The sequence below is a fragment of the Dokdonella sp. genome, from assembly GCF_039926425.1.
In the GTDB taxonomy this organism is placed as follows: domain Bacteria; phylum Pseudomonadota; class Gammaproteobacteria; order Xanthomonadales; family Rhodanobacteraceae; genus Dokdonella_A.
The window spans coordinates 1-12,503 of the sequence record NZ_JBDSWZ010000178.1; the positions used below are offsets into that span (position 1 = coordinate 1).

At 63.8% G+C, this 12,503-nt stretch carries 11 protein-coding genes and 1 pseudogene; 10 read left to right on the forward strand and 2 right to left on the reverse strand.

The window, feature by feature from the left end; translation table 11 throughout:
* Window positions 1-180: 180 nt before the first annotated feature.
* The 8 genes and pseudogenes from ABIV12_RS10530 (at window position 181) to ABIV12_RS10565 (ending at window position 8,419) form a co-directional block, all read left to right on the forward strand.
* Window positions 181-993, forward strand: a complete 813-nt coding sequence (locus ABIV12_RS10530) for a cyanophycinase (RefSeq protein WP_348059005.1) — start codon at window positions 181-183, stop codon at window positions 991-993.
* Between the two features lie 5 nt (window positions 994-998).
* Window positions 999-1,493, forward strand: coding sequence for a GNAT family N-acetyltransferase (locus ABIV12_RS10535; RefSeq protein WP_348059007.1), 495 nt, complete (start codon window positions 999-1,001; stop codon window positions 1,491-1,493).
* A 271-nt stretch (window positions 1,494-1,764) separates the two neighbouring features.
* Window positions 1,765-3,576 (forward strand): DUF1800 family protein, encoded by a 1,812-nt coding sequence (locus ABIV12_RS10540; RefSeq protein ID WP_348059009.1) that lies wholly within the window; start codon window positions 1,765-1,767, stop codon window positions 3,574-3,576.
* Between the two features lie 7 nt (window positions 3,577-3,583).
* Window positions 3,584-5,002 carry a DUF1501 domain-containing protein gene (locus ABIV12_RS10545; RefSeq protein WP_348059011.1) on the forward strand — a complete coding sequence of 473 codons (1,419 nt, stop codon included), beginning with the start codon at window positions 3,584-3,586 and terminating at the stop codon, window positions 5,000-5,002.
* Between the two features lie 164 nt (window positions 5,003-5,166).
* Window positions 5,167-5,934: an SDR family NAD(P)-dependent oxidoreductase gene (locus tag ABIV12_RS10550; RefSeq protein ID WP_348059013.1), complete on the forward strand. Its 768-nt coding sequence runs from the start codon at window positions 5,167-5,169 to the stop codon at window positions 5,932-5,934.
* 16 nt (window positions 5,935-5,950) lie between these two features.
* The gene (locus ABIV12_RS10555) at window positions 5,951-7,843 is read left to right on the forward strand and encodes an acyltransferase family protein (RefSeq protein ID WP_348059015.1); all 1,893 of its coding nucleotides are present in this window, start codon (window positions 5,951-5,953) and stop codon (window positions 7,841-7,843) included.
* Window positions 7,844-7,951: 108 nt separating this feature from the next.
* A pseudogene (locus ABIV12_RS10560) lies at window positions 7,952-8,041 on the forward strand (elongation factor P-like protein YeiP); the annotation flags it as partial.
* Entirely contained in the window at window positions 8,021-8,419 is a 399-nt protein-coding gene (locus ABIV12_RS10565; RefSeq protein ID WP_348059023.1) for a hypothetical protein, read from the forward strand. The pseudogene ABIV12_RS10560 and the gene ABIV12_RS10565, both read left to right, overlap by 21 nt.
* Window positions 8,420-8,628: 209 nt before the next feature.
* Here the strand turns inward: ABIV12_RS10565 and ABIV12_RS10570 are convergent, their stop codons facing one another.
* Entirely contained in the window at window positions 8,629-9,618 is a 990-nt protein-coding gene (locus tag ABIV12_RS10570) for a YafY family protein (RefSeq protein WP_348059017.1), read from the reverse strand.
* Window positions 9,619-9,859: 241 nt separating this feature from the next.
* Here ABIV12_RS10570 and ABIV12_RS10575 point away from each other — a divergent pair, with 241 nt between their 5' ends.
* Together ABIV12_RS10575 and yeiP are read left to right on the forward strand one after the other, a co-directional pair.
* Complete coding sequence (locus ABIV12_RS10575) at window positions 9,860-10,615, forward strand: hypothetical protein (RefSeq protein ID WP_348059019.1); 756 nt, start codon at window positions 9,860-9,862, stop codon at window positions 10,613-10,615.
* A 130-nt stretch (window positions 10,616-10,745) separates the two neighbouring features.
* The gene (gene yeiP, locus ABIV12_RS10580) at window positions 10,746-11,309 is read left to right on the forward strand and encodes an elongation factor P-like protein YeiP (RefSeq protein ID WP_348059021.1); all 564 of its coding nucleotides are present in this window, start codon (window positions 10,746-10,748) and stop codon (window positions 11,307-11,309) included.
* Between the two features lie 7 nt (window positions 11,310-11,316).
* On the opposite strand, the gene purT is transcribed toward yeiP, so the two are convergent.
* On the reverse strand, window positions 11,317-12,498 hold the full coding sequence (gene purT, locus ABIV12_RS10585; RefSeq protein WP_348059025.1) for a formate-dependent phosphoribosylglycinamide formyltransferase: 1,182 nt from the start codon (window positions 12,496-12,498) through the stop codon (window positions 11,317-11,319).
* Between the last annotated feature and the right edge of the window lie 5 nt (window positions 12,499-12,503).

The window sequence follows — 12,503 nt, forward strand, 5'->3', positions numbered from 1 at the left end:
AAGGCATGGACATCGCGACGGGCGTCGATCTGCCGTCGTTGATCGAGACCGGACTGTGGCTGAGCGACCAGCTCGGGCGCGCGACGTCCAGTCGTGTCGCGCGCGCAAGCGTCGGCTGACAGCTGCCGGCGTCGTGATGCGCTCGCTATACTTGCGACCACCATCGGACCGATTTTTTCCATGCCCGCCAAACTCGCACCCGATCGCCATCGTGGTCTGATCATCGCCAGCGGTGAGCTCTCCGCGGATGAGCGGTCCTCGCAGGTGCTGGGACGGCTGTTGGCACTGATCGGTCCGCAGCCGCGTGTGGTGATTCTCGGTGCGGTGGACAGTGTCGACGACGCGGATTCCGATCTCGAAAGTGCGCTGTACGCCGCGGGTGCGGGCGACGTGCGGCACGGCACCCTGCGAACGCGCGGCGACAGCGACGAGCGTCCGCTGCTCGATGCGGTCGAACACGCGCAATTGGTGATGCTGCTGTCCGATCAGCCTCTGCGATTGTCGACGCTCATCGGCGGTACCGCGCTCGCGCGATCGATCCGTCGTCGAAATGCCGACGGCATGGCGGTCGCAGGGTCCGGCGCTGGCGCGGCACTGCTGTGCGAACACATGCTCATGCATGGCGCCCAAGGCGCGACACCGCGCAGTGGCGGCGCGAACCTTGCTCCCGGTCTCGGACTCACCAATCGCGTGGTGATCGACCAGGGTGGTCACGCAAGCGACCGCATCGGTCGCTTGATCGCGGCGCTCGCGCTCAATCCGTTCGCGCTCGGCCTCGGACTCGACCCGTCGACCGCCGCGGTGATCGGACCGGACAATGTGCTTGAAGTCATCGGGGCCGGCGGCGTCACGCTGATCGATCCGGCCGAGATGGCTGATTCGAACGTCGCCGACCTCGCGCCCGGCGCGCCGATCCGCATCACCAATCTGCGCCTGCACGCGTTGACGGGCGGTGCGCGTTACGACCTCGATTTCCGCCGCACGGTGGATTGATGGAAATGACCGAACCGACCACGTTCACGATCCGTCCGATCGAATCGCGGGACGACGCCGCCGTTGCTGCGATCATCCACTCGGTGATGCCCGAGTTTGGTGCCGACGGTCCGGGCTTTGCGATTCACGACAGCGAAGTCTCCGCGATGAGTTCCGCGTATGCGCGTCCGCGCTGCGCGTATTTCGTCGTTGAGGTCGACGGCGCGGTCTGTGGCGGTGCTGGCATTGCTCCGCTGCAGGACGGCGACGCCAGCACGTGCGAGCTGCGCAAGATGTATTTCCTGCCGGCGTTGCGCGGTCGCGGCGCTGGTCGCGCGCTGATCGCACGCTGCATGGACGTCGCGGTCACGCACGGGTTTTCCCACTGCTATCTCGAGACGCTGACCGGCATGGACGCAGCGCAGGCGCTTTATCGGGCGAATGGATTCGAGCGGATCGATCGTGCGCTTGGCGCAACAGGCCATCGCGGCTGCAACCGGTTTTATCTGCGCGCGCTCTGACCGACGACGCGGCGTCGTTCCCGACGCCCGGGCAAAAGCTTCGACACGCCTGCGCAAGGCCTGCGTTTCACGCGGCTCAACCGGTGCGACGCTCCGGCGATTGTCTTCCGGGCAATCCCGCATCCAGCGGCGCCACCGCTCGGAAGATCAAACGACGTGTCAACGGATCCGTCGCCGCCGCGTTCTTTCCCCTCGATCCATCCGCCATGCGCACCGGTACGACTTGCGACCGCTGCGGCTCCGAACGACCGTCCTGAAGGAGGAGTCCGCCATGCGGCCTTCGACGTTGCGCGTGTTCCGCATCCTGCGCGGCCTGGGTCTGTGGCGCGCCTATCGATCCCTGTTTTCAGCCACGCTGCTGACTCTGATGTTCGCATCGACGCCGGCCATCGCGTACGACGAGCTGTTCGGCAATTCGTTCGAGCGTCCATCCGATGCGCCGGCGAACGACGCGGACGCGGCACGCTTTCTCGGCATGGCGACATTCGGCCCGACAGCGGCCGAGATCGCGCATCTTCGCGCGGTCGGTTACGACGAATGGATCGCGCAGCAACTGTCGATGCCGACGTCTCTGGAGCGCCCCTACGTCGAGCAGGTCGACGGAATCGGGCAAGTCCGGAATCCCGGACAGACCGACCGCCTGCAGGCTTGGCTGAAAGCGGCCGTGACCGCACCCGACCAGTTGCGCCAGCGCATGGCATGGGCATTCAGCCAGATCATGGTCGTGACGTACGCACAAAGCATGCTGTCCGGTGACCCCGTTGCACTGGCGGAGTACTACGACACGCTCGCGCGCGACAGTGCGGGTTACCACGACGGCAACCACGTCTATCACGCTGGCACGTACACGCAACTCCTCTACGATGTCACGCGCACGCCGGCGATGGGCAAGATGCTGACCTATCGCCGCAACAAGGCACCCGACGCATTGCTCGGAACATTTCCGGACGAGAACTACGCGCGCGAGGCGATGCAGCTGTTTGCAATCGGCCTGGTGTTGCGACATCCGGACTTCTCGCCGATCTATCCGGAAGGCTGCGATCCGCTGCACGACAGCGGCTGCGAACCGATCCCCACCTATACGCAGGCGACCGTCGGCGCGTATGCCGAGGTGTTCACGGGATGGAGCTACACCAGCGGCTTCAACAGCAATCCGACGCGCGGCAACTGGTCGGAGGCCGACTACCAACCGATGATCTGCTACGACACCTATCACGACGAAAGCGATGCGAAGAGGCTGCTGAGCTATACCGGCAACTACACGACGGACTCGACGGATGCCCAGGTCCTGCCCGCTCACAACGGTTGCGAGAACGACCTCGCCGACGGTCTCGCGATCCTCGCGAACCATCCCAATGTCGCGCCGTTCATTTCGCGGCAGCTGATCCAGCGATTCACCACCAGCAATCCATCGCCGGCCTATATCGCGCGCGTCGCAAGCGTCTTCAGCGACAACGGGCATGGCGACTACGGCGATCTCGGCGCGGTGATCAAGGCGGTGCTGCTCGACAGCGAAGCGCGCCCACATGCGCCAGCGCCACCATCGCCCTACGTGTTCGGCAAGGCGCGCGAACCGCTGCTGAAACTCACGGCGCTGTTTCGGTACTACAACGCCGCAGCGCCGAACGGTTTGTATGCGGTCACGGCGACGAATCTGCAGTCCTATCTGCAGGTGCCGCTCGGCGCGCCATCGGTGTTCAACTTCTATCTGCCCGACTACCATCCGCCGGGTGAAATCGGAACCGCGGGCCTCTACGGGCCGGAATTCCAGATCGTCAACGAGAGCTCGGCATTCACCGTCGCAAACGACCTGCGTGCCCGCGCGATGGCCTACGTCGGCAATCCGGCGAACACGCCGTCGACGATTGCCGTCGACCTGCGTGGATTGAACGCACTCGCTGCAAATCCGGATGCCCTTGTCGCGCAGATCGATCACGACCTGATGGCCGGTGCAATGAGTGCGCACATGCAGGCAACGCTCGCCACGATGGTTGCCGCACTGCCTGCCAGCAATCCGTACGGCCGCGTCACGTCGGCGTTGCAGGTTGTGCTTGCTTCCCCCGAATTCGCGATCCAGAAGTGAGCGTGCCATGACGACTTCCCATTCCCGCAATCGCCGCGACTTCCTCCGCGACGCTGCCTGCGCGACGCTCGCCGCTGCCTCGGGCAGCGCACTGTTCTCTCAGATGCGCCTGATCAACAGCGCGCTCGGCGCGAGTCTGGCCTGCCCCGGCTATCCGCCGGTCGACGATTACAAAGCCCTCGTCTGCGTGTTCCTCACCGGCGGCAACGATTCGTTCAACCTGCTGGTGCCCAATGACGCACAGCGCTACAGCGTGTACTCCGCCTCGCGCGGTGCGATGGCCATCGCGCGCGATCAGCTGTTGCCGATCAACGTTCAGAACGGGCTCTCGGGACAAGCCTACGGCCTGCACCCGAGCGTGCCCGAGCTGGCCGACCTGTTCGGCCAGGGACACGCTGCCTTCATCGTCAATACCGGTACATTGCTGGAGCCGACCACCAAGACGCAGTATCTCGGTGGCGGCCATCCGTTGCCACCCCAGCTCTTCTCGCATGCGGATCAACAAGGTCAGTGGCAATACGGTCAGCCCGCGGCAAACGGCACGGTTGGCTGGGGCGGACTCGTGGCCGACCGCCTCCATGTGCTCAACGTCGACGCGACGATTCCGATCTCGATTTCGCTTTGCGGCCAGAACCGATACCAGGCGGGTGCATCCATCCAGCCGTATGCGATCACCTCCGCTGGCCCGACCTCGTTGCGCGGCTATGGCGGCGGCGCAAACGCGGCGCTGAATACTGCGTTGCAGGACCTGATCGCGCATGCGTATCCGGATCCACTGACACGCACGTATGCGTCGACGTTCAACAACGCGCTCGACTACTACGGAGCGATGACGTCCGCACTCGCGTCCGCCCCGCCGCTCGCGACATCGTTTCCGAACGGCAATCCGTTGTCCGACGCGCTGAAGATGATCGCGAACGTGATCTCGGTCCGCTCCACGTTGAAGGCGAAGCGCCAGATCTTCTTCGTCAGTCTCGGCGGATTCGACACGCACGACGACATGCTCGGCGACCAGCCTGGCCTTTTCACGACGCTGTCGCAGGCGCTTGGCGCATTCCACGCAGCAACCGTCGAGCTTGGCGTGCAGAACGCAGTCACGGCATTCACGATGTCGGAGTTCTCGCGCACGCTCGACACCGACGGCGACGGCACTGACCACGCGTGGGGCGGTACCCACCTCGTCGTCGGCGGTTCGGTGCATGGACGCAAACTTTACGGTACGCCCGCCGTCAGTGGAGGCTTGTTTCCCGATCAGACGCTCGACGGCCCCGACTGCCTTCCGCGCGGACAGATGATCCCGGCGACCTCGTGCGACCAGTATTCGGCGACGCTCGCGCGCTGGCTGGGCGTCAACGATTGCGACCTCGCGACGATCTTTCCGTACCTCGCGAATTTTCCGACGTCCAACCTTGGGTTCATGGGCTGAGCGACCGTAGGCCGGACGACCGTGAGGTCGGCCGGCGAGAGCGTCGGAAGGACGAGGAGCGCCGGCCGCCAAAAGCGCGTGCGGCATACGAAGGCCGGGCGTCGCGATTTCGAGGCTGGTCGGGGCTGCTAGAATCCGCGCCCTTGCACATCCCGGGAAATGCCATGCAACTCGATCACGTCAAGGCCGTCGTCACCGGCGGCGCGTCCGGACTCGGCCTCGCGGTCGCGAAGCATCTCGTCGCGCACGGCGGCAAGGTCGCACTGCTCGACGTCAACGATGAAAAGGGCGAAGCGGCGGCCGCGGAACTCGGTGGGTCGGCCGTGTATTTCCGCACCGATGTGACGGACGAAGGCGGCGTCGCCGCGTCCATTGCGAACGCACAGTCGAAGCTCGGCGGCCTCAACGCGGTGATCAGTTGCGCCGGAATCCTCGGTGCCGGTCGCGTGCTCGGCAAGGAAGGACCAATGCCATTGAAAACCTTTTCAACGACGGTCATGGTCAACCTGATCGGCAGCTTCAACGTCGCCAAGGCCGGCGCGAACCTCATGCAGCACAACGAACCCGGTGAAGACGGCGAACGTGGCGTCATCATCAACACCGCGTCCATCGCAGCGTACGAAGGACAGATCGGACAGGCCGCCTATTCGGCGTCGAAAGGCGGTGTTGTTGCGATGACGCTGCCGATGGCGCGCGAGTTTGCGCGCATCGGCGTGCGCGTCATGACGATTGCGCCCGGCGTTTTCCACACACCGATGGTCGACGGCATGCCGGAGCAGGTGTATCAGTCGCTGTGCGCGCAGGTGCCCTACCCGTCGCGTTTGGGCAAGCCTGAGGAATACGCCGACACGGTCGCCTTCATCCTGCAGAACCGCTACCTCAACGGCGAGACGATCCGCATCGACGGCGCGATCCGGCTGGCTCCGAAGTAGTCGTCGGTCGGCGGCGATGGAAGCCGGGCGCTATCGGCCGGACATCGATGGACTGCGCGCCGTCGCGATTCTTTCGGTGCTTGCGTTTCACGCGTTTCCCGACTGGATTCCTGGCGGGTTCGTCGGTGTCGACGTGTTCTTCGTCATTTCCGGTTTCCTGATTTCGCGGATCATTTTTTCGGGTCTTTCCGCGGGCACGTTCCGCTTTGCGCACTTCTTCGAACGCCGCGTGCGTCGCATCTTTCCGTCGCTTGCGGTAATCCTCATCGCGGCGATCGGCGCGGGCGCGTTCACCCTGCTGCCGTCGCAGTACGCCGAACTGGGCAAACACGTCGCAGCGGGCGCCGGATTCGTTTCCAACATCGCACTCTGGCTGGAATCGGGCTATTTCGATGCCGCCGCCACCAGCAAACCGCTGTTGCATCTGTGGTCGCTGGGTATCGAGGAACAGTTCTACATCGCCTTCCCCGTTCTTTTCTATCTCGCGGCACGCTTTCGCGTCCCGCGCATGCCGCTGCTGCTGTCGCTCGGAGCATTATCGTTTGGCTTCAACCTGTTCTTCACTGCGCGCGAGCCATCCGCCGCATTCTATTTTCCGCACACCCGTTTCTGGGAACTCATTGCGGGCTGCGTGCTTGCACAGCAATCCCTCGCAAGCGATTGGATCACCCTGACCGCGCGCGCGCGGGATGGCGTTTCCCTGGCCGGACTCGGGGCGATCGCGGCGGCCATCGTGCTGCTCGATCCGGCGCGCGATTTCCCCGGCTGGTGGGCGCTGCTTCCGGTTTGCGGCGCGTGGCTGATCATCTGGGCCGGGCCCAGTGCACTGTGCAATCGCACGCTGCTGTCGATGCGCGCGATGGTCTGGATTGGATTGATCAGTTTCCAGCTCTACCTCTGGCATTGGCCTTTGCTGGCGTTTCTGCACATCGCCGGTCACGGCGACGATCCCCGCGCGCGCGCGCTCGCAGTGGCTGCTAGCCTTCCGCTCGCCTGGGCGACGTATGCATGGGTCGACAAACCGATTCGCGGAGGTGGCCATGGTCGTGCAAAAGCTGCCCTCGCCTGTGCGGCGCTCTTGCTTCTCGCAACGGCGGGCGTGGCAATTTTCGCGTGCGATGGCTTTCCGGGCCGCTTTCCAACCGCCGCCCGCGAACTGGCGACCTATCATTTCGACCACGCCAATGCGTATCGGGAGGGGAGCTGTTTCCTTCGACCCGAGCAGGGACCTGCGGAATTTCGCGACTGCGCGGACGCACGGATCGAAGGAATGCCACACCTGTTCCTGTGGGGCGACTCGCATGCGGCGCATCTTTATCCGGGACTGAAGGCGGCAGCCGCAGATCATTTCTCGCTCACCCAGATGACCGCGAGCGTCTGTCCCCCGATTCTCGGCATCCATCCGCCGTCGCGCCCGCATTGCGAGGCCATCCAAGACGACGTGATGGCACGTATCGTCGCGGAGCCGCCGGACGAAATCGTCCTCGCCGCTCATTGGCCCCTGTACGACTGGTCGACTTTGCCCGCGACGATCGATCGCCTCGCCAAAGCCGGCATCCGGCACATCGTGGTGGTGGGTCCGGTTCCGGAATGGACCAAATCTCTTCCAGCCTTGCTGTCTATTCCGGCCAGCGATCCGACAGGATCCGAAGAAATCCCGGAGCGCCGGGTCGCGGGCCTGAATCCCCAAACACAAATACTCGACACGCGGCTCCGCGACGCGCTCAAATCGTTGCCGGTGACCTATGTGTCGATGCTCGCCTCAATGTGCAACACGCAGGGATGCCTCGTGCGGACGGGCGACGCTGCGTCATCGATCACCGCTTGGGATGCGTCCCACCTCACGTCGGACGGATCGATCTACGCAGTGGCGCACTTTCCTCCTTCGGCATTTCCGTCGCGTCCGTGATTGAGACCTGCTCTTGGACGATAGTGCCGGGCTGAAGGTCTTTCCATCCCATCTCGTGACGCGGTCGGGGACGACGCACACACGAAAAATCCACCAACGGAACCGGCCATGCGAGCAGCAGAAATCAAGAAAGGCAACGTCGTCGAATACGACGGCAAGGTGTACCAGATCCGCGATATCGAGCGCTGTTCGCCGCAGGGTCGCGGCGCAAACGTCAAATCGGCTCATCATGTACAGCGTGCCTGGCGCGCAGACGCGCGATATGACGTCCGGCGCCAAAGACGAACTCAAGGAAACCCAGCCCACGTGCCCGGCCGTGACTGTTCGTACTCGGATCGCGAAGCGTTCGTCTTCATGGGCACCGAGGGCTACACGCAGTACACGCTCAACGCGAGCGTCGTCGGTGACTCCGCGGGCTGTATTGCGGACGGCATCGAAGGATGCCAGATGCAGTTGATCGACGGCATGCCGGAACCGGCGTCCCAGTCGCTGCGCGCGCAGGTGCCCTACCCGTCGCGTTTGGGCAAGCCTGAGGAATACGCCGACACGGTCGCCTTCATCCTGCAGAACCGCTAGCTCAACGGCGAGATGATCCGCATCGACGGCGCGATCCGGCTGGCGCCCAGGTGACGCACGCCTGTCTTGCCAGGTTGCAGGATCGAGATCGAAAAAACTGAAACACGAAAAACACGATGGAAGAGATTTTTTCCATTTCTCATTTCGTCTTCTTCGTGTGCTTCGTGTTTCAGTCTTTTGACGTGGACCCGACAGCCCCGGACATATCCTCAGTGCGATCCGTTGTCCGGGCCATCCGTTCGCGGAACAATCGCTGCCAAGCGGCCCAAATGGCTCGCGCAACGTGCGAGTTCCTCGCGCAATGATGCAGGCGTGCGAATCTCGAAATCGAACGGGAGCCCGGCCAGCCGGCGGGCGAACCAGCCCAGATCGTCCGCGCTGCTGCGCAGGATCACTCCATCCTCGACGGAATCGAACGAACCGAACGCAAATGGGAATGCCCTCGTCGCGTTCGAGAGATCCGTGCGCAACAGAATCTCGACTGGAATACTGCGCGCAAGCGCCGCGAGACTTTGCGACAGGTAGTCGAGCGGGTCGAAACCGGCCGGCCGCGTGAAGCGCAGATCGCTCGCCGAAACCTCCTCGACGCGATCGAGCCGGAACGAACGCAGGTCGTGGCGAAGATGGCACAAGCCTACGACGTACCAGGCGCCGAACCGGTAGGCCAGTCCGTAGGAATCAAAGTCGCGCAACGTCGATTCGCCTCGCGAACCGACGTATCGCATTGCGACGCGTCGCTGCGATTGCGCTGCCGTCGTCAACGCAATGAACGCGCTGTTGCTGTGAGGCGTATTCGGCGCGTGGCGCAGATCGACCTTCACGGTTTCGGAAATCGCGCGAACGCTGTCCTTCAATGCCGAGGGCATCACGCGTTCGAGCTTTGCCTGCGCGCTCGCCACCGCGGGCGCCGAATCAGCGAGGCCGAGCTCGCGCGCGGCGATCATCCCGACCGACAGCGCGACGGCCTCGTCGTTGGTGAACATCATCGGCGGCAATTTGAAGCCGGCGACGAGCAGGTACGCGCCGTATCGTCCGCGCTCCGTCGTGATCGGAATGCCGAGCTCCTCGAGCATCGCGATGTAGCGCCGCAAGGTCCGCACGTCGACGCCGATGCGCGTCGCCAGCTCGGCTCCACTGATGCGACCGTGGCTTTGGAGCAGATCGAGAACGGCAAGAACACGGGTGGTCGGCAGCGCCATTGCGCAATCATACGGATCAATCAGGGCGGTTTCCGACCTGATTCGGGGCTAGCTTGGGTCGACGCCGCGTTTTGTGGCGTTTTGCTCACGCCATCGAGGATCGACCATGTCCACGCTCGAAGACCGGATCCCGTCGCCGGCACGCCACCTTTGCCGGCTGACGATGACCGCAGCTTTTGCACTTTTGATCCACACCGGGATTTCGTCGGGAACAGAAACCCACCAACCCATTGGAGCGTCCATGGACAGCGTCGCGCATCTGCAGGATTACCAGGTGGTGGAATTTCGCCGCTACCGCACCACGCACGGTGAACGCGCCCGTTTCGCCGCTTACTTCGATGCCTATTTTCCGGAGGCGCTCGAACAGCTCGGCGCAATGGTCTTCGGTCAATTCCTCGACCGGGACCAGCCCGATCGCTTCACGTGGCTGCGTGGGTTCAAGGACCTTGGTGCACGCCCGATCGTCAATTCGGCGTTTTACTACGGCCCGGTCTGGAAGGAACACCGCACGAAGGTGAATGCGATCCTGCCCGACAGTGATGACGTGTTGCTGTTGCGGCCCCTGCACGCAGATCGTGGCATCCGCGTGCTTCCGGCTGTCGATCCCGTCGATGAAATCGGAACACCGAGGGGCATCGTCGTCGCACAAATCTTCCCGGTGAAAAAAGGCAGCGAGGACGCGTTCGCGGCACGGGCGGAAGCGGAGTTCGAACGCTACAGGATCAACGGCGTTCACGAAGCGGGCGTGCTGGTGACGCTTGATGTGCCAAACAACTTTCCCCAGCTTCCGATCCGCGCAGACGGCCCGTGGATGGTATGGATCGGCATTGTCGAGAATGCGCAGACACTGGCGGCGACATTGGAACCCAACCTTGGCAAGGCCGAGAAAGCGTTGACCGACAGCGGGCTCCTTCGGGCTCCGATCGAGCGGATCATCATGGAACCGACACCCCGTTCGCGACTTCGCTGGATGCACGGTTCCGCGTCGCCGCCGTGAACACGCAGGTGCGCGTGCGGTGGTGATCCGCCGGTCGGATCGATCGGAAACGGGCTGCGTGATACGCTTCAGCGCTTTTTTGTCCGACGGAAACGGCCTCGGCGCAAGAACCCACAGCACGGAATCCACGATGCGAGCAGCAGAAATCAAGAAAGGCAACGTCGTCGAATACGACGGCAAGGTGTACCAGATCCGCGACATCGAGCGCAGCTCACCGCAAGGTCGCGGTGGCAACGTCAAATTCCGCTTCATCATGTACAGCGTACCGGGCGGACAGAAGCTCGACATGACGTTCGGCGCCGAAGACGAGCTGAAGGAAACCGAGGTCACGCGCCGACCGGTGACCTATTCGTACATGGATGGCGAAGCGTTCGTCTTCATGGACATCGAGGACTACACGCAGTACACGCTCGACGCGAGCGTCGTCGGCGACTCCGCAGGCTACATCGCGGACGGGATCGAAGGGTGCCAGATCCAGTTGATCGACGACGCGCCGATCGCCGTGCTGTTGCCGCAGTCGGTGACGCTGGTGGTGATCGACACCGCACCCGAACTGAAGGGCGCCACCGCGACCAAGCGACCGAAGCCGGCGAAGCTGTCGACCGGGCTGGAGATCCAGGTGCCGGAATACATCACGACCGGCGAGAGGATCACGATCAACACGACCACCGGAGAGTTTGCCGGTCGCGCCTGATCCACAATCAAGGATCGATTCGCAGCGACGCCGCGGCGCGAATCGCCTTGGCGATTGCGGAAGCAATATCCACGTCGCGCGCGAGCGTCACCGCCATCCGGCGCTGACCGTGCACGTCGGGCTTTCCGAACAGGCGCAACGCCGTGTCCGGTTCGCGCAGCGCGGCGGCGACGCCGTGATAGCGCGGTCGATCGCCGTCACCGTGCGCGAGCACCGCGCACGACGCCGCCGGTCCGAACTGGCGGATCAGCGGAATCGGCAGACCCAGGATCGCTCGCGCGTGCAGCGCGAATTGCGACAAGTCCTGCGAGATCAGCGTGACGAGACCCGTGTCGTGAGGGCGCGGACTCACCTCCGAAAAAATGACCGCGTCGCCCTTGACGAAAAATTCGACGCCAAACACGCCGCGCCCGCCGAGTGCCGCGGTGATCGCGCCGGCCTGGCGCTGCGCTTCGGCCAGAGCGGCGGCGCTCATCGGTTGCGGCTGCCACGATTCACGATAGTCGCCGTGCTCCTGCCGGTGGCCGATGGGCGCGCAGAAACTCGTGCCGTCGATGTGGCGCACGGTGAGTTGGGTGATCTCGTAGTCGAAGTCAACGAATCCCTCGACGATGCAGCGTCCCTTGCCGGCGCGGCCGCCAGCTTGGGCGTACTCCCAGGCCGCGTCGACGTCCGCCTGAGTGCGCACCGTACTCTGGCCCTTGCCGGAACTGCTCATCACCGGCTTGATCACGAACGGGAATCCGATCGCCGCGACCGCCGCGCCGAATTCGTCACGCGTGTCGACGAACCGGTACGGCGAGGTCGGAAGTCCAAGTTCCTCGGCCGCGAGTCGCCGGATACCTTCCCGATCCATCGTCAGCCACGCCGCCCGTGCAGTCGGTACCACGGTGAGGCCAGCCTTTTCCAGCTCGATCAGTGTCGGCGTGTGGATGGCCTCGATCTCCGGGACGACGAAATCCGGCTTCTCCAACGCGATCACGCGACGCAGTTCGGCACCATCGAGCATGTTGATCACATGCGAGCGATGCGCAACCTGCATCGCCGGCGCGTTTGCGTAGCGATCCACCGCGATCACCTCGACCGCGAGCCGCTGCAATTCGATGGCGACCTCTTTCCCCAACTCGCCAGAACCGAGCAGCAGCACGCGGATGGCAGTGTCGGTATGCGGTGTGCCGAACGATTTCATGGTCG

What these genes read in the sequence shown, in the direction of transcription:
- ABIV12_RS10530 (WP_348059005.1), top strand. Translation starts at nt 181, where the DNA reads ATGCCCGCCAAACTCGCACCCGATCGCCATCGTGGTCTGATCATCGCC.
- yeiP (WP_348059021.1), top strand. Translation starts at nt 10,746, where the DNA reads ATGCGAGCAGCAGAAATCAAGAAAGGCAACGTCGTCGAATACGACGGC.
- ABIV12_RS10540 (WP_348059009.1), top strand. Translation starts at nt 1,765, where the DNA reads ATGCGGCCTTCGACGTTGCGCGTGTTCCGCATCCTGCGCGGCCTGGGT.
- purT (WP_348059025.1), bottom strand. Translation starts at nt 12,498, where the DNA reads ATGAAATCGTTCGGCACACCGCATACCGACACTGCCATCCGCGTGCTG.
- ABIV12_RS10555 (WP_348059015.1), top strand. Translation starts at nt 5,951, where the DNA reads ATGGAAGCCGGGCGCTATCGGCCGGACATCGATGGACTGCGCGCCGTC.
- ABIV12_RS10550 (WP_348059013.1), top strand. Translation starts at nt 5,167, where the DNA reads ATGCAACTCGATCACGTCAAGGCCGTCGTCACCGGCGGCGCGTCCGGA.
- ABIV12_RS10570 (WP_348059017.1), bottom strand. Translation starts at nt 9,618, where the DNA reads ATGGCGCTGCCGACCACCCGTGTTCTTGCCGTTCTCGATCTGCTCCAA.
- ABIV12_RS10535 (WP_348059007.1), top strand. Translation starts at nt 999, where the DNA reads ATGACCGAACCGACCACGTTCACGATCCGTCCGATCGAATCGCGGGAC.
- ABIV12_RS10575 (WP_348059019.1), top strand. Translation starts at nt 9,860, where the DNA reads ATGGACAGCGTCGCGCATCTGCAGGATTACCAGGTGGTGGAATTTCGC.
- ABIV12_RS10545 (WP_348059011.1), top strand. Translation starts at nt 3,584, where the DNA reads ATGACGACTTCCCATTCCCGCAATCGCCGCGACTTCCTCCGCGACGCT.